Origin of the sequence: Bradyrhizobium nivariense (assembly GCF_029846695.2) — a bacterium.
Classification (GTDB): Bacteria; Pseudomonadota; Alphaproteobacteria; order Rhizobiales; family Xanthobacteraceae; genus Bradyrhizobium.
Map to the genome: position 1 here is coordinate 62,516 of NZ_JARWCR020000009.1, position 22,372 is coordinate 84,887.

The 22,372-nt window shown below is 63.2% G+C and carries 19 protein-coding genes and 1 pseudogene; 14 read left to right on the plus strand and 6 right to left on the minus strand.

Annotation, left to right across the window (positions count from 1 at the left end; genetic code table 11):
* Positions 1–3 precede the first annotated feature (3 nt).
* The 7 genes from pqqD to QCM77_RS10115 all read left to right on the plus strand — a co-directional run bounded on the left by pqqD (position 4) and on the right by QCM77_RS10115 (position 8,085).
* Complete coding sequence (gene pqqD / locus QCM77_RS10085; protein WP_279659520.1) at positions 4–315, plus strand: pyrroloquinoline quinone biosynthesis peptide chaperone PqqD; 312 nt, start codon at positions 4–6, stop codon at positions 313–315.
* On the plus strand, positions 312–1,511 hold the full coding sequence (pqqE, locus tag QCM77_RS10090) for a pyrroloquinoline quinone biosynthesis protein PqqE (RefSeq protein ID WP_279683196.1): 1,200 nt from the start codon (positions 312–314) through the stop codon (positions 1,509–1,511). Before pqqD ends, pqqE begins: the two co-directional genes overlap by 4 nt.
* Positions 1,501–2,487, plus strand: coding sequence for a prolyl aminopeptidase (pip, locus tag QCM77_RS10095; protein WP_279683198.1), 987 nt, complete (start codon positions 1,501–1,503; stop codon positions 2,485–2,487). The genes pqqE and pip overlap by 11 nt, the downstream gene beginning before the upstream one ends.
* A gap of 15 nt (positions 2,488–2,502) precedes the next feature.
* Positions 2,503–3,180: a DUF4286 family protein gene (locus tag QCM77_RS10100; protein WP_279683201.1), complete on the plus strand. Its 678-nt coding sequence runs from the start codon at positions 2,503–2,505 to the stop codon at positions 3,178–3,180.
* A 236-nt stretch (positions 3,181–3,416) separates the two neighbouring features.
* A complete protein-coding gene (locus QCM77_RS10105; protein ID WP_279659516.1) occupies positions 3,417–5,216 on the plus strand; it encodes an FAD-dependent oxidoreductase in 1,800 nt (599 codons plus the stop codon).
* On the plus strand, positions 5,186–7,033 hold the full coding sequence (locus QCM77_RS10110; RefSeq protein WP_279659515.1) for a 2-oxoacid:acceptor oxidoreductase subunit alpha: 1,848 nt from the start codon (positions 5,186–5,188) through the stop codon (positions 7,031–7,033). The genes QCM77_RS10105 and QCM77_RS10110 overlap by 31 nt, the downstream gene beginning before the upstream one ends.
* Positions 7,030–8,085 carry a 2-oxoacid:ferredoxin oxidoreductase subunit beta gene (locus QCM77_RS10115; protein ID WP_279659514.1) on the plus strand — a complete coding sequence of 352 codons (1,056 nt, stop codon included), beginning with the start codon at positions 7,030–7,032 and terminating at the stop codon, positions 8,083–8,085. Before QCM77_RS10110 ends, QCM77_RS10115 begins: the two co-directional genes overlap by 4 nt.
* Before the next feature lie 4 nt (positions 8,086–8,089).
* On the opposite strand, the gene QCM77_RS10120 is transcribed toward QCM77_RS10115, so the two are convergent.
* Both QCM77_RS10120 and QCM77_RS10125 read right to left on the minus strand, forming a co-directional pair.
* Positions 8,090–8,533 (minus strand): DUF4399 domain-containing protein, encoded by a 444-nt coding sequence (locus tag QCM77_RS10120; protein ID WP_279659513.1) that lies wholly within the window; start codon positions 8,531–8,533, stop codon positions 8,090–8,092.
* Between the two features lie 17 nt (positions 8,534–8,550).
* Positions 8,551–10,107 carry an SUMF1/EgtB/PvdO family nonheme iron enzyme gene (locus QCM77_RS10125; protein ID WP_279659512.1) on the minus strand — a complete coding sequence of 519 codons (1,557 nt, stop codon included), beginning with the start codon at positions 10,105–10,107 and terminating at the stop codon, positions 8,551–8,553.
* 304 nt (positions 10,108–10,411) lie between these two features.
* Between QCM77_RS10125 and QCM77_RS10130 the strand changes: the two genes are divergently transcribed.
* The 6 genes from QCM77_RS10130 to QCM77_RS10155 all read left to right on the plus strand — a co-directional run bounded on the left by QCM77_RS10130 (position 10,412) and on the right by QCM77_RS10155 (position 13,254).
* Positions 10,412–11,032, plus strand: a complete 621-nt coding sequence (locus QCM77_RS10130) for a hypothetical protein (protein WP_279659511.1) — start codon at positions 10,412–10,414, stop codon at positions 11,030–11,032.
* Positions 11,033–11,080: 48 nt separating this feature from the next.
* Entirely contained in the window at positions 11,081–11,530 is a 450-nt protein-coding gene (locus QCM77_RS10135) for a DsrE family protein (protein WP_279683202.1), read from the plus strand.
* A 260-nt stretch (positions 11,531–11,790) separates the two neighbouring features.
* A complete protein-coding gene (locus QCM77_RS10140; protein ID WP_279659509.1) occupies positions 11,791–12,114 on the plus strand; it encodes an ArsR/SmtB family transcription factor in 324 nt (107 codons plus the stop codon).
* On the plus strand, positions 12,111–12,542 hold the full coding sequence (locus QCM77_RS10145) for an SRPBCC family protein (protein ID WP_279659508.1): 432 nt from the start codon (positions 12,111–12,113) through the stop codon (positions 12,540–12,542). The genes QCM77_RS10140 and QCM77_RS10145 overlap by 4 nt, the downstream gene beginning before the upstream one ends.
* A gap of 56 nt (positions 12,543–12,598) precedes the next feature.
* On the plus strand, positions 12,599–12,811 hold the full coding sequence (locus QCM77_RS10150) for a hypothetical protein (RefSeq protein WP_462676022.1): 213 nt from the start codon (positions 12,599–12,601) through the stop codon (positions 12,809–12,811).
* Entirely contained in the window at positions 12,808–13,254 is a 447-nt protein-coding gene (locus QCM77_RS10155) for a DUF1801 domain-containing protein (protein ID WP_279659506.1), read from the plus strand. Before QCM77_RS10150 ends, QCM77_RS10155 begins: the two co-directional genes overlap by 4 nt.
* Positions 13,255–13,485: 231 nt before the next feature.
* Here the strand turns inward: QCM77_RS10155 and QCM77_RS10160 are convergent, their stop codons facing one another.
* From QCM77_RS10160 to QCM77_RS10175, 4 genes and pseudogenes are all read right to left on the minus strand, one after another.
* The gene (locus QCM77_RS10160) at positions 13,486–15,021 is read right to left on the minus strand and encodes a SpoVR family protein (protein WP_279659505.1); all 1,536 of its coding nucleotides are present in this window, start codon (positions 15,019–15,021) and stop codon (positions 13,486–13,488) included.
* On the minus strand, positions 15,018–16,295 hold the full coding sequence (locus QCM77_RS10165) for a YeaH/YhbH family protein (RefSeq protein ID WP_279659600.1): 1,278 nt from the start codon (positions 16,293–16,295) through the stop codon (positions 15,018–15,020). Before QCM77_RS10165 ends, QCM77_RS10160 begins: the two co-directional genes overlap by 4 nt.
* Positions 16,296–16,314: 19 nt before the next feature.
* Complete coding sequence (locus QCM77_RS10170) at positions 16,315–18,258, minus strand: PrkA family serine protein kinase (protein WP_279683203.1); 1,944 nt, start codon at positions 18,256–18,258, stop codon at positions 16,315–16,317.
* Positions 18,259–18,557: 299 nt separating this feature from the next.
* A pseudogene (locus QCM77_RS10175) lies at positions 18,558–19,209 on the minus strand (STM3941 family protein).
* A gap of 306 nt (positions 19,210–19,515) precedes the next feature.
* On the opposite strand from QCM77_RS10175, the gene QCM77_RS10180 reads away from it, so the two are divergent.
* Positions 19,516–22,365, plus strand: coding sequence for a bifunctional transaldolase/phosoglucose isomerase (locus tag QCM77_RS10180; protein WP_279683205.1), 2,850 nt, complete (start codon positions 19,516–19,518; stop codon positions 22,363–22,365).
* Positions 22,366–22,372 lie beyond the last annotated feature (7 nt).

Genomic DNA, 22,372 nt, shown 5'->3' on the forward strand with positions numbered 1-22,372 from the left:
TCGATGGCCGGGCCGCGTAACATCAGCGTCAGCGAGACGAGCCGGCCGGTTCTGCCGCGGCACGCCAAGCTGAAATATGACGAGACGCGGAAAGTCTGGGTGATCCTGGCGCCCGAACGCGTGCTGGCACCGGACGAGATCGCGGTCGAGGTCTTGCAGCTTTGCAACGGCGAGCGCAGTGTCGGCGACATCTCCGATCAGCTGGCCGCGAAATACGCCGCGCCGCGCGATGCGATCCTCACCGACGTCATCGTCATGCTGCAGGATCTCGCCGACAAGGGCTTTCTCACGGAGGCCCGGGAGAAGACGTCATGAGCGATGTGCTTGGCAATCCCACCATCCCGCCCGACGCCAGCGACAGCCTCGCGGTGCTGGAGAAGCAGCGCTCGACGGCGGAAACGTTCGGCATTCCCCTCGCCGTGCTGCTCGAAATCACCCATCGCTGCCCGCTGCAATGTCCCTATTGCTCCAACCCGGTCGAGCTCGACCGCTCGAGCAAGGAGCTGACGACCGAGGAATGGAAGAAGGTGTTGAGCGAGCTCGCCGAGATCGGCGTGCTCCAGGTGCATTTCTCCGGCGGCGAGCCGACGGCGCGCAAAGACCTCGTCGAGCTGGTCAAGCATGCCAGCGACGTCGGCCTCTACACCAACCTCATCACCTCGGCCGTGCTGCTGACGCGCGAGCGGCTGAGCGGGCTTGCGGACGCAGGCCTTTGCCATGTGCAGATCAGTTTCCAGGGCGTTGAAGAAGGCCTCGCCGATCGTGTCGCCGGCTACAAGAACGGGCACCGCAAGAAGCTCGAAGTGGCAAAATGGACGCGCGAGCTCGACCTGCCGCTCACCGTGAACGCGGTAATGCACCGGCAGAACCTGCACCAGCTTCCTGATATCATCCAGATGTCGGTCGATCTCGACGCCGACCGGCTCGAGGTCGCCAACGTCCAATATTACGGCTGGGCGCTGAAGAACCGCGCCGCGCTGATGCCGACGGTCGCGCAGCTCGACGAGTGCACCCGTATCGTCGAAGAGGCGCGGGAGCGGCTGAAGGGAACCCTCGCAATCGACTATGTCGTGCCCGACTATTACGCGCTGCGGCCGAAGAAGTGCATGGGCGGCTGGGGCCGGCAGTTCTTCAATATCTCGCCGGCCGGCAAGGTGCTGCCCTGCCACGCCGCCGAGAGCATCACCGGGCTCGACTTCGAATCGGTGCGGTCCAACCATTCGATCGCCTGGATCTGGCAGAACTCGGACGCCTTCAACCGCTATCGCGGCACCGGTTGGATGAAGGAGCCGTGCAAGTCGTGCGAATTCCGCGAGATCGATTTCGGTGGCTGCCGCTGCCAGGCTTTCGCGCTGACCGGTGACGCCGCCAACACCGATCCCGCCTGCGCGCTGTCGCCGCTGCACGAGACCATCTTCAAGCAGGCCGAGCGCGAGGCCGAGGGCGGAACCAACCGCTTCCTCTATCGCAATTTCGCCGGCGGCACTCTGGAATCCGAGAATGGTGCCTGACGCCGCCGTGGCCGCTTCGGCCAAACGCGCCGATCCCTTTGCGCCGCTGACCTCGGAAATGCTCGATGTCGGCGACGGCCACGAGCTCTATGTCGAGAGCGCCGGCCGCACTGACGGAATCCCTGCGGTCTATCTGCATGGCGGCCCCGGCAGCGGTTGCCAGCCCGACCATCGCCGCCTTTTTGATCCGGACCGCTTCTGCGCCGTGCTGTTCGACCAGCGCGGCTGCGGCCGCAGCCGGCCGAAGGGATCGCGCCAGCACAACACCACGGCGCACCTGGTCGCGGACATGGAAAAAATCCGCGAAAAGTTCGGCTTCGACCGCTGGATGGTGGTCGGCGGCTCCTGGGGCGCGACGCTGGCGCTGGCGTATGCGGAGGCGCATCCCGAGCGGGTCTCCGGCATTGCGCTCCGCGCGACGTTCCTCGGCACGCGTGCCGAGGTCGAGATCGCCTTCACCTCGCGCCTGTCGCAGTTCTATCCCGCGCTCTACGAGGATTTTCTGAGCGTGCTGCCGGTCGAGGAGCGCGGGCGGCCAGTGGACGCCTATTGGCGCCGCATCCTCGATGCAGATCCGGCCGTGCATGGCCCCGCATCGCGCGCCTGGCACGACACCGAGCGCGCCTTGTCGGAGCACAAGGCGGCAAAGACGCGGCTGGATCTGGCGTCGCTGAACGTCTGGCGCACATTGCCTGCGACTCCGTTCATGGAGGCGCATTATTTCGTCCACGACAGCTTCATGACGAAGAACCAGTTGTTGCGGAACGCCGACAAGCTCAGTGGCATTCCCGGCATCATCGTCCAGGGCCGCTACGATCTGTTGTGTCCTCCTGAGACATCTCAAGCGCTCGCGAAACTGTGGCCGGGTTCCGAGATTCGCATCGTGGAAGAAGCCGGACATTCGCTCTATGATGCCGGCGTGCGGGACGCGGTCATGAAGTCGATCGCGGATCTTGCTTCGAAGGCCGCGCGATAACAGGACAACAAGAAAATGCCGCTCGCCGGGACAGGCATGCTGCTGACGTCGATGAACATCGACGCGGCTGATGAAGCTGATTTCAACCGCTGGTACGATCGCGAGCATCTGGAAGAGCGCGTCGCGATCGACGGCTTTCTGGAGGCGCGGCGCTATGTCGCGCACGCCGCCAATCCCAAATATCTCTCGCTGTATTCGACCGAGACGCTCGACGTGCTGGACAGTCCCGCCTACCGGACACGGCTCGCCAATCAAACTGAATGGTCGCGGCGGACCATGGCTCATTTCAAGGACATGCTCCGCGTTGTCGCCCGCATCACGGTCAGCAACGGTACCGGTCGCGGCGCTGCGCTCGGCGTGGTGCGGCTGCGGCCGACGCCTGAGAATGCCGTGGCATGGCGTGATGCGCTGCAAGAAAAGCTGGCGCCGGAAACGCGCGAGGGCATCATCTCCATGCATCTGCTCGAGAGCGAACCCGAATTGTCGGGCGCGACCGCGGACATTCCGGCGGTGCGCAACGAAGGCGCGCGCGACTGGTTCGTGCTGGTCGACGGCACGCGTGTCGGCGCGGTCTCGGCTGTCATCGCCGAACGCTTCACCGGCCCTGTCGCGGCGCCCTTCCCGCTTCCCGTGTCCGTCGGCACTTATTCGCTGATGTGGGATCTCGCGAAGAGCGATATCGCGCACAGTTGAAGCAGCTATCCGCATCGCAACATGCTGCACCGCCGCATACCGCGCGCCGCCGTTAATGCTGTGCGCGCGTAGCTCCCATGAAAGCCGGTGATCACCCAAATTTGCCGTTGTACTTCGGAAGGGTTCTAATAAGCTAACCTAATGACGTCATTCAGAAACCAGATCGACGCGCGTTAGCGTTCGCCAAGCTCAAGAAAAGGCCGCGGGGTCTTTGAGCCTGCGCGGACAGGGTAGGAATGAAACCGACCGATATCGCGGCCCCTGACTACTTTCACAAAGTGGTCGATTGCCAATGGGCCTGTCCTGCACACACCCCGGTTCCCGAATACATCCGACTGATCGCCCAAGGCCGCTACAGCGACGCCTACATGATCAATTGGAAATCGAACGTGTTTCCCGGAATTCTGGGACGCACCTGCGATCGTCCCTGCGAGCCGGCGTGCCGCCGCGGACGCGTCGAGGAGACCCCGGTCGCGATCTGCCGCCTGAAGCGCGTCGCCGCCGACTTCAAGGACGACATCACGCAACGTCTGCCGCGGCCCTCGGCCAAGAACGGCAAACGCGTTGCATTCGTCGGCGGCGGCCCCGCCTCACTGACAGTCGCGCGCGACCTGGCGCCACTCGGCTACCACTGCACCGTGTTCGACGGTGATCCCGAAGCCGGCGGCATGATGCGATCGCAGATCCCGAAATTCCGCCTGCCCAATTCGGTGATCGACGAGGAGACCGGCTACATCCTCAATCTCGGCGTCGACTTCAAAGGCGGCCACCGCATCGAGAGCATGAAGGCGCTGCTCGCGGAGAAGTATGACGCGATCTTCGTCGGCTCCGGCGCACCGCGCGGCCGCGAGCTCGACATTCCTGGCCGAAAAGAGGCCGCCGCCAACGTCCATATCGGTATCGACTGGCTGTCCTCGGTCTCGTTCGGCCATACCGACAAGATCGGCAAGCGCGTCATCGTGCTCGGCGGCGGCAACACCGCGATGGATTGCTGCCGCACCGCCCGCCGGCTCGGCGGCGAAGAGGTGAAAGTCGTCGTGCGCTCCGGCTTCGAGGAGATGAAGGCTTCGCCCTGGGAGAAGGAAGACGCGCTCCACGAGGACATCCCGATCCTCAACTTCCTCGTCCCCGTCGCCTTCGTCCACGACAACGGCAAGCTCACCGGCATCACGTTCCAGAAGGTGAAGGCCGAATACGACGCCAAGGGGCGCCGCAACCTCGTGCCCTCGGGCGAGCCCGACCAGACCATCGAATGCGACGACGTGCTGGTCGCGGTCGGCCAGGAGAACGCCTTCCCCTGGATCGAGCAGGATTGCGGTATCGAGTTCGACAAATGGCACATGCCCAAGGTCGATCCGAAAACATTCGTCTCGACCAACCCAAAGGTGTTTTTCGGCGGCGACGCCGCGTTCGGGCCGAAGAACATCATCTGGGCGGTGGCGCAGGGCCACGACGCCGCGTTGTCGATCCACAAGCTGCTCTCGGGCGAGGACATCACCGAGCGACCGCTGCCGGAGGTACACATCTCCTCGCAGAAGATGGGCATCCACGAATGGAGCTATGACAACGACATCTCCAACGACAAGCGCTTCAAGGTACCGCATCGCGACAAGGTGATCGCGCTGAAGGACATCCGCACCGAGGTCGAGCTCGGCTACGACGTCAAGCTCGCACTGGGAGAGGCCGAGCGCTGCCTGAACTGCGACGTCCAGACCGTGTTCTCGACCTCGCTCTGCATCGAGTGCGATGCCTGCGTCGACATCTGTCCGATGGATTGCATCACCTTCACGGGTAACGGCGAGGAGACTGATCTGCGTCAGCGCCTGAAAGCGCCCTCGCCGCATCCGGACCAGGACCTTTATGTCTCCAGCGACCTCAAGACCGGACGCGTAATGGTCAAGGACGAGGACGTCTGCCTGCATTGCGGGTTGTGCGCCGAGCGCTGTCCCACCGGCGCCTGGGATATGCAGAAATATTTCATCGAGATGACTCACGCAGGTTCAGCATGCCCGACAAAAAGCCGATCAGCAGCGTAAACGACTTCGTCGTCCGCTTCGCCAACGTCAACGGATCGGGCTCGGCCAGCGCCAACGAAATGTTCGCGCGCGCGATCCTGCGCCATGGCGTGCCGGTGAGCCCGCGCAACATCTTCCCCTCCAACATCCAGGGCCTGCCGACCTGGTACGAGGTGCGGGTGACCGAAGCCGGCCATCTCGGCGCCCGCGGCGGCGTCGACATGATGGTGGCGATGAACCCGCAGACCTGGGACAAGGATGTCGCCGGCATCGAGCCCGGCGGCTATCTGTTCTACGATTCCACCAAGCCGATGCCGTCGACGAAATTCCGCGATGACATCACCGTGATTGGTGTTCCCCTGACAGCGATCACCAACTCGACCTACACCGATCCGCGCCAGCGCCAGCTGTTCAAGAATATCATCTATCTGGGCAGCCTCTCGGCGCTGCTCGACATGGATCCGAAACTGATCGAGCAGCTGATCGGCGAGCAGTACAAGGGCAAGGAGAAGCTGTTGTCCTCCAACGTCCACGCCCTGCATCTCGGCCGCGACTGGGCGCTGCAAAACCTGAAATGCCCGACCGGGCTGCGGGTGAAGAAATCCGACAAGGTCGGCGACCGCATTTTCATCGAGGGCAACAGCGCCGCCGCGCTCGGTGCCGTCTATGGCGGCGCCACGGTGTGCGCCTGGTATCCGATCACGCCGTCCTCGTCGGTGGCGGAGGCTTTTACCGCGCACTGCAAGAAGTACCGGCACGATCCCGCGACCGGAAAGGCGAAATACGCGATCGTGCAGGGCGAGGACGAGCTGGCCTCGATCGGCATCGTGATCGGCGCCTCCTGGAACGGCGCGCGCGCCTTTACCGCAACGTCCGGCCCCGGCATCTCGTTGATGACGGAGTTCATCGGCCTCTCATACTTCGCCGAGATTCCGGCCGTGATCATGAACATCCAGCGCGCCGGTCCCTCCACGGGCATGCCGACCCGCACCCAGCAATGCGACATCATCGCCTGCGCCTATGCTTCGCATGGCGACACCAAGCATGTGCTGCTGTTCCCGGAGGATCCGGCGGAAGCATTCGAGTTTGCGGCCGCCGCCTTCGATCTCGCCGAGCGGCTCCAGACCACCATCTTCCTGATGCTCGACCTCGACATCGGCATGAACCACCGGCTCTGCCGTCCGCTGAAGTGGGACGACGCCAAGCAATATGACCGCGGCAAGGTGATGACCGCGGAGATGCTGGACGAGGGCCGCGATTTCGGCCGTTATCTCGACGTCGACGGCGACGGCATCCCCTACCGCACCTATCCCGGCACGCATCCGACCAAGGGCTCCTATTTTACCCGCGGCACCTCGCGTGATCGCTATGCGCGCTATTCCGAGGAAGGTACGGTCTACGCCGACAACATGCAGCGTCTGGTGCGCAAGTTCGAGACCGCGCAGGATCTGGTGCCGCGACCGCTCCAGGCCAATGCAGAACGGCCGACCAAATACGGCGTGATCTATTTCGGCTCGACCACGCCCGCGATGGACGAGGCGATCGGACTTTTGGAGGCACGGGGCCATCAGCTCGACCGCCTGCGCATCCGCGCCTTCCCGTTCCACTCGAGCGTGGCGAGCTTCCTCGCCGAGCACGATTTCGTCTACGTGGTCGAGCAGAACCGCGACAGCCAGCTGCGCCAGCTCATCGTCAACGAGAACGGCATCGACCCGGTGCGGCTGGTGCCGATCGTGCATTACGACGGCTCGCCGATCACCGCCCGTTTCATCGCAAAAGCCATTGGCGACCACCAGGATCACCTCAAGGTGACCCCGCTCCGCAAGGCCATGTCATGACCTACATTGCAAAGCCGAAATTCCATCATCCCGGGCTGAAGAAGAACGAGCTCGGCTACACCCATCGCGACTACGAGGGCAAGATCTCGACGCTGTGCGCCGGCTGCGGCCACGATTCGATCACGGCCTCGATCATCGAGGCCTGCTATGAGCTCTCGATCGAGCCGCACCGGGTGGCGAAGATCTCGGGTATCGGCTGCTCGTCGAAGACGCCGGACTATTTTCTCGGCAATTCGCACGGCTTCAACTCCGTGCACGGCCGCATGCCGTCCGTGCTGACCGGCGCCAACCTCGCCAACCGCGACCTGATCTATCTCGGCGTCTCCGGCGACGGCGATTCCGCCTCGATCGGCTTCGGCCAGTTCGCCCATTCGATCCGGCGCGCCGTCAACATGACCTATATCGTAGAGAACAACGGGGTCTACGGCCTGACCAAGGGCCAGTTCTCGGCGACCGCCGACCGCGGCTCGAAATCCAAGAAGGGCGTCACCAACACCGACAACGCCATCGACCTCGTCGCGATCGCCCTGCAGCTCGGCGCCACCTTCGTCGCGCGCTCGTTCTCCGGCGACAAGACCCAGCTGGTGCCGCTGATTGCGGCCGCGATCCGCCACAAGGGCGCGTCGTTCATCGACGTCATCAGCCCCTGCATCGCCTTCAACAACCATGCCGGCTCGACCAAGAGCTTCGACTATGTCCGCGAGCACAATGACGCGGTGAACCGGCTCGACGTGCTGGTCGGCCGCGATCCCATTGCGGTGGATTACGCGCCAGGCACGGTGCAAATGGTCGAGCAGCATGACGGCAGCAAGATCGCGCTGCGCAAGATCGACGCGGACTACGATCCGCATGACCGGCTCGGCGCCCAGACCTTCTTGCAAAAGCACGCCGCAAAGGGCCAGATCGTCACCGGCCTGCTCTACGTCGATCCCGACGCGGAAGATTTGCACGAGCACCTCAACACGGTGGAGACGCCGCTCAACACGCTGGAAGCGGACACGCTCTGCCCGGGCTCGGCGGTGCTGGACAAGTTCAACGCCAGCCTGCGATGATCGCCTACCGCGCTGTGGCGGGCTGCCTGACGCGTACGGTGATCTTCTCCGAAACGATGGGCGGCTCGAACGGATAGTGCTTGGCATCGCCCAGCACGAGTTGAAGCGTGTGCGTCCCGGGCGGAAGCTCGAGAAGCGTTTCGGTCTGCCCTGCCCCGAAATGCAGATGCGACTTGTCCTGCAGGATCGGCTCCTTGGGATCGACGGGATCGTTGACGTCGATCAGCAAATGATGATGACCGGCGTTCTGATACTCGTCGCCGGCATGGGTCACTCCCATGTTGCGCAAGCCGAACCGGACCCAGAATCCGCCGCGGACTTTCTGCCCGTCATGCGGGGTGATGAAATAGAGCTTTGCGTCCTTGGGAGCTGTCTTGCCTTGCGAAAAGGCTACCCCCGGAAGCAATGCCAGCGCCGCCGCCAGCGCGGCGCAACCAAGGATTTGCATCAAACCAACTCCAGCACTTAAGGACTGAGCGCCACGCGGAATCCGTGCGTCGGATAACGAACATTGGTGTCGTAGCCATCGCGGTTGGACGGCCGCACATATCTCGAATCGTTCTTCCAGGAGCCCGAGCGCAGGACATGGGCGCTGCAGTCCCCGCTGCTCCATGCCGAGCCGTCACCGGGCGCGCCCTGATAGGTCTTGTGCCAGCAGTCCTCGACCCACTGATCGACACCGCCGCCCATGTCGTGGAGCCCGAACGGATTCGGCCTGAAGCTACCGACCTTCGCTGGCTGCTCGGCCGCGAGATCACCGCAATCCTTGCAACCGGCCACGCCCGGCTGCAGCTTGTCGCCCCACCAATATTTAGTCTGCGTTCCGCCCCGCGCGGCATATTCCCATTCGGCTTCGCTCGGAAGCCGATAAGTCTTCTTCGTCGCCTGAGCGAGATAAGCCGCATATTGCCGCGCGTCTGTCCAGCTCACATTGCTGGCCGGCGCATCGTCCTTGCCGATGGCCGTGAAGCCGCACGCCTTTGCAGCGGCGCACTCGTTCCATTCCTGCACGGTCACCGGATATTTGCCGATCGAGAACGGCTTGATCGCAACCTGGTGGACAGGACGCTCGGTCGGGTCGTCATTGCTTCCCATCGCAAAGCTGCCGCCGCGAATGGCGACCATCTCGGGTTCACGGACGGCAGTCGCCGACTGACTTGGCGATTGACTCGGCGATTGACTTGGCGCCGAAGCGGGCGACGGAGGTAACGAAGCCGACGAGGGAGAGGGCTGCGGCGTCTGCGTCGCCGCTTCGCGCGGCGGAGGCTGCGGGCTCGGTGATGCGGCCGGAGAAGCGGTAGGCACGGGCACGGCGGCCTGCTCGTTCACCCTGCCCGGCGCCTGAGCCAGCAGATACCACAGCACACCGGCGGCAATCACCGACAGCGTGATTCCCAGGAGAAAGATCAGAGTATTCTCGCGCCGCCCCCGCGTCCTGCCGACCGCATCTGCATCCGGCAGCACGCGATAGACGCGCACGGGATCGGTGATGTTCTTGACTTTGCGGTCCCCGAGCGACTCGTAACCGCACACAACCTTGTGCTTGATCTGCTCGTAGATCGCGCCGGAGACATAGACCTGGCCTGGCTCGGCGATGCCCTCGATGCGCGTGGCGATGTTGACGCCGTCGCCGTAGACATCATCCGGCTCTACGATGACGTCACCGAGATTGACGCCAATCCGGTACTCGATCCGGGAATGCTTCGGAAGCGAGGCGTTGCGGCCGATGAGATTCTGCTGGATGACGATGCTGCATCGCACGGCCTCGACCGGACTGTCGAAAATCGCGATGAAGCCATCGCCCGTCGTCTTCACCAAACTTCCATGGTGCTCGACGATGCTAGGCTGGATGAGATCCCGCTCGATCCGCTTGACGCGGACGTGCGTGCCCTCCTCGTCGGCCTGCATCAGGCGGCTGTAGGAAGCGATGTCACCGACAATGATGGCCGCGAGACGACGAGGCATTGGGCCGTGGGGAGGCGGCTCGTCATTCCCGGATCTGAAGTTGCGAATTTCGCCCATTGCGGGGGACTCCACAAACTTGCAAAGGCAGCCCCAGCCTACGACCGCCAAAGGCGATCGTCTGTGAAGGCTATCACATCGATGAAATGGGGCAATGTCGAAGGAACCGTAGGCGTCGAGTTCCGAAGGGCGATGGTGTCACATCGGTTGAACCTTCATGACCCCACCGATGACTAATGCCCCGCACTGAACCAATCACCTCGCTCCGCCCTGCGATGATCATGTCAGGGATGTGCGAAGGTTGAACGCGTTGCACCCAGGCCGCGTCTACAGTGTACAGCTCAGCTGCTAGCTCGAGGCCATCATGAAGCTTTCTCTCTTTTCTGCCGTCTTCTTTGCCGCGCTCGGCGGCGCCGTCCACGCCGAGGAGGCTGACGACATCCGCGAGGCGAGCAAGACTGAGGCCGAGACCTTCAACGCGCGGATGTATGCGGGCACGCCCGGCAACAAGGCCTATGCCTGCTTCGTGCGCCGCTACGATGCCGAGCATCTGGCGCGGCATCCGAAGCAGAAGGTCGCCTCGATGAAGCTGCTGGTCTCGGCGGAATTGGACACGGAGGACCAGCAGCTCCACAACTCCTTCCGCCTCGGCTTCAAATACCGTCACCGCTCCGGCGATTTCGACTCCAGCGGCTCCTGTCATCACGTCGTGTTCGCCAAGGACGGCACCGAGCTCCGCCTCGGCTGCGGTGTCGACTGCGAGGGCGGCGGCCTCGGCGTGGCGCTCTCAAAGGACGACAGATCGGCGATCGTGCGGCTGGCGCGGGTCAGGGTCTGGCAGAACAACAAGCCGGATGACGACGCCGAGCAATCGCTGGTCGCCGGCGCCGACGACGGGATTTTCCGCCTCGACCGCACGGACAACAGGGAGTGCGCCTCGCTCGTGACCGACCGCAAGGAACTCGCCGCGCTCCGCCACAAATGACAAATGATATGTGTCCGGCGAAGTCAGGTTTAGTCGAGGAAGATCGCCATGAACCGCCGGAACATCTTGTGGAGCGCCGTCTCGGCTTTGGGCGCGGCGCTTGGCGCCTCCGGCGCGAAGGCCGCGGCGGAAGCCGGCACGGCGAATAAGCTCAAGGTGGTCTATCACCTCAGCGACGCCGAGAAGGTCAATTTCGTGCTCGGCAACATCCAGAACCACATCGACGGCGTCGGCGGTCCGGACCATGTGACGATCGCGCTGGTGATCCACGGGCCGGCGCTGAAGGCGTTTCACTGGGCGCAGGCCAACCCCGACATCAGCAAGCGCGTCGGCGATTTTTCCAAGGACGGCATCGAGCTCGCCGCGTGCGGCAACACGATGAAGGCGCAGAACGTCACCCTCACGGATCTCTTGCCGGGCTTCCTCAGCGCGGAAAAAGGCGGCGTGGTCCGTTTGGCCGAGCTCCAGTCGCAGGGCTATCTCTATCTGCGGCCGTAGGCAGGCTGCTGCGAAAATTGTGCGCTCCCTCCCCCGCTTGCGGGGGAGGGTCGGGGAGAGGGTGTCTCCGCAATCGAGAACCCCAAGAGGAGAGAGCCCTCACCCGGCGCTGCGCGCCGACCTCTCCCGCAAACTTGCGGGAGAGGTGCACCGGTGCCCGCAGCAAGTACCGAATCCAGCAGAACCTCTCTCTGTCGCCCTTGACTTATCCATAACTCCACGGTTATGAGTTGAGCCATAACTCATGGGTTATAGATTGTATGTCCGCCGCTCACGATCTCCTGTTCAGGACGCTCGCCGACCCCACCCGGCGGGCAATCTTCGAGCGGCTGTGCCGCGAAGGGGAACAGACAGTCGGGGCACTGACGGCATTATCAGGCGTTTCCCAGCCGGCGGTCTCGAAACATCTCGGCGCGCTGAAGCAGGCTGGCCTCGTGCGCGACCGGCATCAAGGACGCCAGACCCATTACAGCGCGCAGCCCGGCGCGCTCAATCCGCTGATCGACTGGACCAGCCAGATGGCCGGGTTCTGGCAGACCCGGCTCGACGCACTCGACGATCTCCTGAAGAGGATGGACCAATGACCGAAGCTGCCGCCGAGATGCGTTCTGTCGTCATCGAGCGCGAATTTGCCTTTCCGGCAGAGCGGATCTGGCGCGCGCTGACGCAGCCGCATCTGATCGAGGAATGGCTGATGAAGAACGATTTCAAGCCGACCGTCGGCCATCGCTTCAACCTTCGCGGCGAGTGGGGCGGCGTACTGGACTGCGAGGTCCTCACCATCGAACCGCAGAAGACGCTCGCCTACACCTGGAATTTTTCGCATGACGACGCGGCGTTCGATCTCAAGAGCGTCGTGACCTTCACGCTGACACCGACAGGAGCAGGCACGCATCTGCGCGTCGAGCAAGCCGGCTTCAGCCCGACGCAGAAGCAGGCTTTTGGCGGCGCGCATGCCGGCTGGAAGCAGTTTTTCGCCAAGCTGGACGAGCTGCTGGCGCGGGCAGACTAGCTCGGCCACCGGCCTTCATTCGATCATCTCAAGAGGAGGTTTCATTGACCGGGAATATGTGGGTTCGGCAGATCCATCGCTGGCTGTCGATCGCGTTCACGCTCGCCGTCATCGCCAACATCGTCGCCATGACCATGCAGCTCCAGGCCGTGTGGATCGGCCTGCTGGCGCTCGTTCCGCTGATCCCGTTACTCGCGACCGGGCTCTACATGTTCGCGCTGCCCTATCTCGGCCAGCGCGACGACGTGCGACGCGAGGCGAGATCATGAAGAAGGCCGTGACCGCGACAAAGAGCAGCGCGAAGGACGCGAATGGGCCGTCACCCTCCAAGCTGATCGACGGCAGGATCAAGGAGCTCGGCGACTGGCGCGGCGAAATGCTCGGGCGAATCCGCGGCCTGATCAAGGAGGCCGATCCCGAAATCGTCGAGGAATGGAAGTGGCGCGGTGTTCCCGTTTGGGAGCACGACGGCATCATCTGCACCGGCGAAACCTACAAGGCCGTCGTGAAGATGACCTTTGCCAAGGGCGCGGCGCTGGAGGATCCCGCAGGCCTGTTCAATTCGAGCCTCGAGGGAAATGTGAGGCGCGCGATCGATTTCCAGGAGGGCGCGAAAATCAACGAGAAAGCGTTGAAGGCACTCATTCGTGCCGCTGTGGCGCTGAACGCGTCCAAAGCCAAGAAGAGGCCGGCGAAGAAGCGATCGACTTAGAGCACCTCGGGTCGATACAAATTCTCGGCGGCGGCCAGAGCAAGCGCCTCGTCCTTCGAGACGACCGCTCCGCGGTCTCCTCAGGATGAGGCTAGGCAGCGTCCCTATCTGTCGAAATTGCAGCCGCAGACTCCGTCCTCATCCTGAGGGCCCGCCAACGGCGGGCGTCTCGAAGGATGGGCCGCGGGCGAGCTGTCCGCCACATCGATGCTCCAGGTGTAGACGCCGAAGTCAGGCTACCGCCGAGATCGGGCGCGGGCTCACGACATATTCGCGCAAGACCTTGTCATTGGCGTCGACCTCGATCAACGCGACGTCGTAGGTCCAGAGATCGGCCAGATGCTGGAGCACGCGCTTGGCGTCGGTCTCGTTGAGTTGCGAGCCCTTGATCACGTGGTGATGCAGGATCAGCCGCCGGTCACCGGAGAGATCGACGTCGACCACCTCGATATTGGCGTCGATGTAGCCGACATCGTGCTGCCGCGCCAACTCGCGCCGGACGCGGCGGAAGCCGCGCTCGTCGTGAATGGCGTCGACCCGGATGCCGGCGCGTTCTTCGGGATCGTCGTGCAAGTGGAACATGCGGAGGTGCCGCATCAGCTTCGGGCTCAGGAACTGGGCGATGAAGCTTTCGTCGCGGTAGTTGGCCCAGACGTCGCGCAGCACGCCCATCACGTCGTTCTTGCCGGCAATGTCCGGGAACCACTCCCGGTCCTCGTCTTCCGGCCGGGTGACGATGCGCTCGATGTCCTGCATCATGGCAAAGCCGAGCGCATAGGGGTTGAAGCCGGAGAAGCGCGGATCATCGAATTCGGGCTGGAACACCACATTGGTGTGCGATTGAAGGAATTCGAGGAAGTTGCCGTCGGTGATACGGCCCTGCTGGTGCAGCTTGGTCATGATGCGATAGTGGACGTAGGTCGCCGTCCCCTCGTTCATCACCTTGGTCTGGCTCTGCGGATAAAAATATTGCGCGATGTGGCGGACGATGCGCAACAGCTCGCGCTGCCAGGGCGCCAGCCGCGGCGCGCTCTTCTCGAGGAAGTAGAGCAGGTTCTCCTGCGGCAACCCGAGCAGCTTGCGGCGGCGTTCGATGCTGATCGCGGACCGGGTCTTGCTCTTCCCTGCCGGCACGGTGCGCCAGAGGTCGTTGAAGACCTCTTCCTCGTGCTGGCGGCGGCGCCCTGCCCGCTTTTCCTCGGCGCGGAGGTCGAGTTTCTTCTTTCCGGGATAGCGGTCGATGCCGTGCGACATCAGCGCATGCGCGGCATCCAAAGTACGCTCGACCTCGATGCGACCGTAGCGGTCCTCGCAGCTCATCACGTATTTCTTGGCGAAGTCGAGATAGTCCAGAATACCGTCAGCGTCGGTCCACTGCCTGAATAGATAATTGTTCTTGAAGAAGTGGTTGTGGCCGAAGGCGGCGTGGGCGATCACCAGCGTCTGCATCGTCGCCGTGTTCTCCTCCATCAGATAGGAGATGCAGGGTGAGGAGTTGATCACGATTTCATAGGCGAGCCCCATCAGGCCCTTGCGATAGGACGCCTCGTGGAACGCGAACTGCTTGCCGAACGACCAGTGCTTGTAGAACAGGGGCATACCGACCGACGAGTAGGCATCCAGCATCTGCTCGGCGGTGATCACCTCGATCTGGTTCGGATAGACGTCGAGCCCGAGATCTTTCGTCGCCACCTCCTCGCAGGCATCGGTGATGCGCTGCAAGGTGTGAAAATCCCAATCGGCGCCTTCGAACAAGCGTTCCGTCATGGAGCGGTCTTCTCCTGGGAAGTTTCGCGGCGCTGGAACAAGTCGTGGAACACCGGGAAAATCTCGCTGCGCTCGCTGACCTTGCGCATCGAGAGCGGTGCGCCGCTGTTGCGCAGGCGCTCATAGAGGGTCCAGAGCGAGGAGTCGGAGAGATCGAAGGCGCTGCCGCCGGACTCGCCGACCTCGAGATAGGCGAAGAACTGGCAGACCGGCAGGATATTGTCGGTCAGCAGCATCCCCGTGAGCTCGCCGTCCGAATAGGAATTGTCGCCGTCGGAGGCTTGCGCGGCGTAGATATTCCAGTCCGACGGGTTGAAGCGTTCGCGCACGATCTCGTGCATCGCCTGCAGCGCGCTGGAGACCAGCGTGCCGCCGGAAGCCGGGCCGTAGAAGAAGGTCTGCTCGTCCACCTCCTCGGCGCGGTCGGTGTGGCGGATGAAGACGATATCGACATGCTTGTAGCGGCGCTTCAGGAACACGTAGAGCAGCATGTAGAAGCGCTTGGCGAGATCCTTCATGTGCTCGGACATCGAGCCCGACACGTCCATCAGGCAGAACATCACGGCCTGGGCAACGGGCTTGGGCACCGTCTCGAAGCGGCGATAGCGGATGTCGAGCGGGTCGATGAAGGGAATGCGCTTGGTCTTCGCTTTCAGCTTTTCCAGCTGGTCGAGAAGCACCACACGCTCGTCCTCATCCGTGCATGCCGCGATCGCGGCTTCCAGCTCCTCGATCTCGTCCTTGCGGGGACGCTTGAGCGCGATGCGGCGTGCTAGCGCGAGCCGCACGGTTCGGCTGACCGAAATATTGGCCGGCGAGCCGGTCATGGTATAGCCGGCGCGCTGGATGCCCTCGCTCTCGGTGTGCGCGATCTTGCGCTTGGCAAGGTCCGGCAGCTCGAGATCGTCGAGGAAGAGATCGACGAACTCGTCGCGGCTCAGCACGAAGCGGAAGGCGTCCTCGCTGTCGCCTTCGCCCGGCCCGGAATCCTTGGCGCTGCCCTGGCCGGAGCGCTGGAGATAGTCGCCCTCGATGAACTTCTTGTTCCCGGGCAATACCATGTCGCGGGTTCCGCCGTCGCGGCGGAAACGCGGCTCGTGCATGCCATCGAGCGGGATCGTGACCTCACCACCCTCCAGGACATCCTTGATGTCGCGTTCCTGCGAGGTCTTCTTGACGGCGCCCTGCACCAGAGATTTGGCCCGACGCAAGAACCGCTGCCGGTTCTCAAGACTCTTGCCGCCTGGATTCAGGCGCCTGTCAATAATGTGAATGGGCACTTTTCCATCCGCCTCAACCGGCCTGCTTCACGCGCATGTACCACTCGACGAGCCGGCGAACCTGACGCTCGGTGTAGCCGCGCTCCACCATGCGTGCGACGAATTCGCCGTGCTTCTTCTCCGTCTCGCCGTCCTTCTTCGACCCGAAGGAGATGACCGGAAGCAGGTCCTCGACCTGGGAGAATATCCGCTTTTCGATCACATCGCGAATCTTCTCGTAGGAGATCCAGGTCGGATTCTTGCCGCCGTTCTGGGCGCGCGACCGTAACGAGAATTTGACCACCTCGTTGCGGAAATCCTTCGGGTTGGCGATGCCCGCCGGCTTCTCGATCTTGGTCAGTTCCTGGTTCAAGAGATCGCGATCCAAGAGCTGGCCGGTGTCGGCATCCTTGAAATCCTGGTCCTCGATCCATGCATCGGCATAATCCACGTAGCGGTCGAACAGGTTCTGGCCGTAATCCGAGTAGGATTCGAGATAGGCCTTCTGGATCTCGTTGCCGATGAACTCGGCGTAACGCGGCGCCAGATCCGCCTTGATGAATTCCAGGTAGCGCTTCTCGACTTCCTCGGGCAGCTGCTCGCGCTTGATCGATTGCTCCAGCGCGTACATCAGATGCACGGCGTCGGCGGCGACCTCCTGCGGATCGTGGTTGAAGGTGGCAGCCAGGATCTTGAAGGCAAAGCGCGTGGAGACGCCGTCCATGCCCTCGTCGACGCCGGCGGCATCGCGATATTCCTGGACGCTGCGCGCCTTCGGATCGGATTCCTTCAGGCTTTCGCCGTCATAGACCCGCATCTTGGCAAACACCGTGGAATTTTCGTGCTTGCGCAGACGCGACATCACCGAGAACCGCGCCATCGTCTCCAGCGTCGAGGGCGCGCACGGCGCGGCCGCGAGCTCGGAGCCCTGGATCAGCTTCTCGTAGATCTTCTGCTCTTCCGTGATCCGCAGCACGTACGGCACCTTGATCACGCAGATGCGGTCGATGAAGGCTTCGTTGTTCTTGTTGGCCTTGAAGCTCGACCACTCCGCCTCGTTGGAGTGCGCGAGGATCACGCCGGTGAACGGGATCGCGCCGATATTCTCGGTGCCGATGTAGTTGCCTTCCTGCGTCGCAGTGAGCAGCGGATGCAGCATCTTGATCGGCGCCTTGAACATCTCGACGAACTCGAGGATGCCCTGGTTGGCGCGGTTGAGGCCGCCCGAATAGCTGTAAGCATCGGGGTCGTTCTGCGCGTAGGTCTCGAGCTTGCGGATATCGACCTTGCCGACCAGCGAGGAGATGTCCTGGTTGTTCTCGTCACCGGGCTCGGTCTTGGCGACCGCGATCTGGCGCAGCCGCGACGGCTGGATCTTGGCGACGCGGAATTGCGAGATGTCGCCGCCGAAGGCCTCGAGCCGCTTGTAGCACCACGGGCTCATCAGGCCGGTGAGGCGCCGGCGCGGAATGCCGTACTTCTCTTCCAGCATCGGGCCGAGCTGATCCGGATCGAACAGGCTGAGCGGGCTTTCGAACACGGGCGAGAGCTCGTCACCGGCCTTGAGCACGTAGATCGGATGCACCTCCATCAGCGACTTCAGCCGCTCGGCGAGCGAGGATTTACCGCCGCCGACCGGACCGAGCAAATAGAGGATCTGCTTGCGCTCTTCGAGGCCCTGCGCCGCGTGACGGAAGAAACCGACGATGCGCTCGATGGTTTCTTCCATGCCGTAAAAGCCGGCGAAGGCCGGATAGGTGCGGATCGTGCGGTTCAAAAAAATACGGCCAAGGCGTGGGTCCTTGGCCGTGTCAATCGTCTGGGGCTCGCCGATCGCTGCTAGCAGTCGTTCGGCCGCGTTCGCGTATTTCATGGGATCGCTTCGACACGATTCCAGATATTCCGCCATCGACATGTCGTGTTGGCTTCTCGCCTCGAACGACTTAGCGAAAGCGTTGAATAGAGAATCGTTGTACATGATCCCTCTCCGCGTGAGTTCCGCTACACAACTGAACGAAAGCAGCGACCGGACCGTTCCTTAGCGCCACTCTCGAATCAGCGTGAGCACATGACGATCATTCGACACCCGGGCGCCTTCTCGGCGCAACGCACAACGTAGGCACAGGGTGAGTTACGAACAGGCACCTGCCTGATATTTGAGCGAATCTCCGTCTATATTGGCTCATTTCCAGAAAATGTCACTTGCTCGCAACATCCGGGCGTTACCGGGGATGAGCCCATCCGGCACCGCAGCATAGCCGTCTGCGAACGGCGATCTTATGACGCTTGTACGGCGAAGCCTTGGGTGCCGCGTTCATCTTCCTGCTGCAATGCAGTGCGCGGACTGCTGGCAGCGTGACGATCGCGGCAAGCGCGCAGCAATGTCTCAAAATCGGTCGCCAGGCCCGCCGACCGGATGACAATCCGACCGTTCTGCCGATCGGCCTGCGCACAACGGGCCAAGCCGCGGATGGCGCAGAGCTGCCGCTGCAAGGCCGGCGTCGGCGTCAGCACGATCATCTTGCGCCCGCGGCGTTCTTCAGCCGAAATCTTCGCGATCGAGTCCCACAGCAGAAATTCATTGCCGATGCGGAGATCGCGGATGCCGTAGGGGGTGACGATCACCACCGGTCCCCGTTCGGCGGGGAGCATCCAGATCAGCCGGATGGTCATCAGGGCGAACACCAGGATGCCGGCATAGCCGACCATCGTATTATGATCGCCGAGACCGTCCCACCAGTCGAGGACGAGGGTCGCGCTGAGCAGCGTCATGGCGAACCAGCAGCCGCAGCTGAGTCTTGCACAGACTGATTTCGAGATCGTTGGACGCGTCGACGCATCCGGCCGACGCGACCGATTGCGGGCTGTCAGCGACGGCGAGCGTCAGGCCGTCATGATGTGCGTGCATGCTTTCCCCCAGCATGGCCATTCGCGACCGAGCCACCATGCATCAGGCGGACCGGAATCCGCTGATCGTACTCCGCGCAGCCACTAGCGACGAGGCGAGGCAGCTGACGTACGCAACGAGGCCCCGGCCGATTCCTTACGGCCAACGACTTTTTACGCAACTCGGCTCCTTCTACCGGGATCGCCATGATCGCGACGGAGTTACACTGGAGGGTATGACGCCCATACCCTTGATTGGTTCCCTCAAGGAAGCATGTAAGCTAGAGGATAGCGCGTCAGGACCGGCGCGGAAACCCCTCGCCCGCAGGCTTGGAGATAAATAAGCATCATGAATCCCGTCAAAGAACTGGAAAAGCACGGACAAGCCGTCTGGCTGGACTTCCTGGCCCGTGGCTTCATCGCCAAGGGCGACCTGAAGCGGCTGATCGAGACCGACGGCGTCAAGGGTGTCACCTCCAATCCATCGATCTTCGAGAAGGCGATCGGCAGCTCGGACGAGTACGACGCGCAGATCGGCAAGGCGTTGAAGCGCGGCGATCGGTCGGTCGCCGACCTGTTCGAGGCTGTCGCGGTCGAGGACATCCAGAACGCCGCCGACGTGCTGCGCCCGGTCTATGACCGCCTCAGGGCAGGCGACGGCTATGTCAGCCTGGAAGTCTCGCCGTATCTGGCGATGGACACCGCCGGCACGGTCGCCGAGGCGCGGCGGCTCTGGAAAGACGTCAATCGCAGGAACCTGATGGTGAAGGTCCCGGCGACGCCGGAGGGCCTGCCGGCGGTCGAGACGCTGATCGGCGACGGCATCAGCATCAACATCACGCTGCTGTTTTCGAAGGCGGTCTACCTTCAGGTGGCCGAAGCCTATCTTGCCGGTCTCGAGAAATACGTCGCCGGTGGCGGCGACCCCTCGCATGTCGCGAGCGTGGCGAGCTTCTTCGTCAGCCGCATCGACTCGATGGTCGACAAGCAGCTCGACGAGAAGATCGCCCGTGCCAACGACCCCAGCGAGAAGGAGCGGCTTGCCGCGCTGAAGGGCAAGGTCGCGATCGCCAACGCCAAGGTCGCCTATCAGGATTACAAGCGCCTGTTCTCGGGTGCGCGCTGGGACAAGCTCGCCGCCAAGGGGGCCAAGCCGCAGCGCATGCTGTGGGCCTCCACCGGCACCAAGAACAAGGACTACAGCGACGTCCTCTATGTCGAGGAGCTGATCGGTCCCGATACCATCAACACCATGCCGCCGGCGACGCTCGATGCGTTCCGCGACCACGGCAAGCCGCGCGACAGCCTGGAGGAGAATCTCGAGGATGCCTATCGCGTGCTCGAAGCGCTGGAGCGCTCCGGCGTTTCGCTCGACGCCATCACCGAGGAGCTTGTCAAGGACGGCGTCAAGCAGTTCGCCGACGCCGCCGACAAGCTCTATGGCGCGGTCGCCCACAAGCGCGCCACCGTGCTCGGGCCCGCGATCGACCGCCAGCTTCTCTCGCTCGGCGACGGTCTCGGCAAGGCCGTGGCCAAGAGCACCGAGGAATGGCGCGCGTCGGCAAAGATCCGCAGGCTGTGGCAGCGCGACAAATCGGTCTGGACCGGCAGCGACGAGGACAAATGGCTCGGCTGGCTCGACAGCGCCGCCAAGGCCGACGTCGCCGATTATGAGGACTATGCCAGCCGCGTGAAGGGCCAGAAATTCTCCGACGCCGTCGTGCTCGGCATGGGCGGATCGAGCCTTGGCCCTGAGGTGCTGGCCGAGACGTTTGCACGGAAGCCCGGCTTCCCGAAGCTGCACGTTCTGGATTCCACCGATCCGGCGCAGGTGCGGGCGATGGAGGCCAGGATCGACATCGCCAACACCGTGTTCATCGTCTCCAGCAAGTCCGGCGGCACCACCGAACCGAATGCGATGAAGGATTATTTCCACGAGCGCGTCGCGCAGGCGGTCGGGCCGAAGGTCAAGACCGGCCATCGCTTCATCGCGGTGACCGATCCCGGCTCGTCGCTGGAGAAGGCGGCGAAGACGCTGAACTATGCGCGCATCTTCCACGGCGAGCCCTCCATCGGCGGACGTTATTCGGTGCTCTCGCCGTTCGGCCTCGTGCCGGCGGCAACCGCGGGCATCGATATCAAGACCTTCGTCAAGCACGCCCTTGCGATGGCCCGCTCCTGCGGACCGGACGTGCCGCCAAGCCAGAACCCGGGCGTGCAGCTCGGCCTTGCCATGGGCCTCGCGGCGCTCGAAGGCCGCGACAAGGTGACGATCCTGTCGTCGAAGAAGATCGCCGACTTCGGCGCCTGGGCCGAACAGCTCATCGCGGAATCGACCGGCAAGGACGGCAAGGGCCTGATCCCGATCGATGGCGAGCCGCTGGGCGAACCCTCGATCTACGGCAGTGACCGGCTCTTCATCGACATCCGTATCGAGGGCGAGGCGGACGCCGCCCATGACTCCAAGCTTGCCGCGGTCGAGGCGGCCGGCCATCCCGTGGTGCGCATCGTGATGAAGTCGGTCGACCATCTCGGCCAGGAGTTCTTCCGCTTCGAGATGGCAACGGCCGTGGCAGGCAGCATCCTCGGCATCAACCCGTTCGACCAGCCGGACGTGGAAGCGGCCAAGATCAAGACCCGCGAGCTCACCACGTCGTTCGAGAAGACGGGTTCGCTGCCGGCCGAGCAGCCGGTGATCAGCACCGCCGACGTCGATCTCTACACCGACGAGACCAATGCCGCGGCACTGCGCGCCGCCGGCGCCAACGGCGACCTCACCTCCTGGCTGAAGGCGCATCTCGCCCGCTCCAACCATGGCGACTATGTCGCCCTGCTCGGCTACATCGCGCGCGACAAGGCGACGATCGACGCACTCCAGACCATGCGGCTCGAAGTGCGCGAGAAGCGGCACGTCGCAACCTGCGCCGAGTTCGGACCGCGCTTCCTGCACTCGACCGGGCAGGCCTACAAGGGCGGTCCCGACAGCGGCGTGTTCCTCCAGATCACCGCCGACGATGCCAGGGACTTGTCCGTGCCGGGCCAGAAGGCCAGCTTCGGAATCATCAAGGCCGCGCAGGCGCGCGGCGACTTCGACGTGCTCACCGAGCGCGGCCGGCGCGCGCTCCGCGTCCACCTGAAGGGCGGGCTCAAGAAAGGTCTCGCGGCGCTCAATGCGGCGCTTAACGACGCACTGAATTAAGGGAATT

Coding starts and splice junctions, on each gene's coding strand:
- pqqD (WP_279659520.1), top strand. CDS start 4: ATGGCCGGGCCGCGTAACATCAGCGTCAGCGAGACGAGCCGGCCGGTT.
- pqqE (WP_279683196.1), top strand. CDS start 312: ATGAGCGATGTGCTTGGCAATCCCACCATCCCGCCCGACGCCAGCGAC.
- pip (WP_279683198.1), top strand. CDS start 1,501: ATGGTGCCTGACGCCGCCGTGGCCGCTTCGGCCAAACGCGCCGATCCC.
- QCM77_RS10100 (WP_279683201.1), top strand. CDS start 2,503: ATGCCGCTCGCCGGGACAGGCATGCTGCTGACGTCGATGAACATCGAC.
- QCM77_RS10105 (WP_279659516.1), top strand. CDS start 3,417: ATGAAACCGACCGATATCGCGGCCCCTGACTACTTTCACAAAGTGGTC.
- QCM77_RS10110 (WP_279659515.1), top strand. CDS start 5,186: ATGCCCGACAAAAAGCCGATCAGCAGCGTAAACGACTTCGTCGTCCGC.
- QCM77_RS10115 (WP_279659514.1), top strand. CDS start 7,030: ATGACCTACATTGCAAAGCCGAAATTCCATCATCCCGGGCTGAAGAAG.
- QCM77_RS10120 (WP_279659513.1), bottom strand. CDS start 8,533: ATGCAAATCCTTGGTTGCGCCGCGCTGGCGGCGGCGCTGGCATTGCTT.
- QCM77_RS10125 (WP_279659512.1), bottom strand. CDS start 10,107: ATGGGCGAAATTCGCAACTTCAGATCCGGGAATGACGAGCCGCCTCCC.
- QCM77_RS10130 (WP_279659511.1), top strand. CDS start 10,412: ATGAAGCTTTCTCTCTTTTCTGCCGTCTTCTTTGCCGCGCTCGGCGGC.
- QCM77_RS10135 (WP_279683202.1), top strand. CDS start 11,081: ATGAACCGCCGGAACATCTTGTGGAGCGCCGTCTCGGCTTTGGGCGCG.
- QCM77_RS10140 (WP_279659509.1), top strand. CDS start 11,791: ATGTCCGCCGCTCACGATCTCCTGTTCAGGACGCTCGCCGACCCCACC.
- QCM77_RS10145 (WP_279659508.1), top strand. CDS start 12,111: ATGACCGAAGCTGCCGCCGAGATGCGTTCTGTCGTCATCGAGCGCGAA.
- QCM77_RS10150 (WP_462676022.1), top strand. CDS start 12,599: ATGTGGGTTCGGCAGATCCATCGCTGGCTGTCGATCGCGTTCACGCTC.
- QCM77_RS10155 (WP_279659506.1), top strand. CDS start 12,808: ATGAAGAAGGCCGTGACCGCGACAAAGAGCAGCGCGAAGGACGCGAAT.
- QCM77_RS10160 (WP_279659505.1), bottom strand. CDS start 15,021: ATGACGGAACGCTTGTTCGAAGGCGCCGATTGGGATTTTCACACCTTG.
- QCM77_RS10170 (WP_279683203.1), bottom strand. CDS start 18,258: ATGTACAACGATTCTCTATTCAACGCTTTCGCTAAGTCGTTCGAGGCG.
- QCM77_RS10180 (WP_279683205.1), top strand. CDS start 19,516: ATGAATCCCGTCAAAGAACTGGAAAAGCACGGACAAGCCGTCTGGCTG.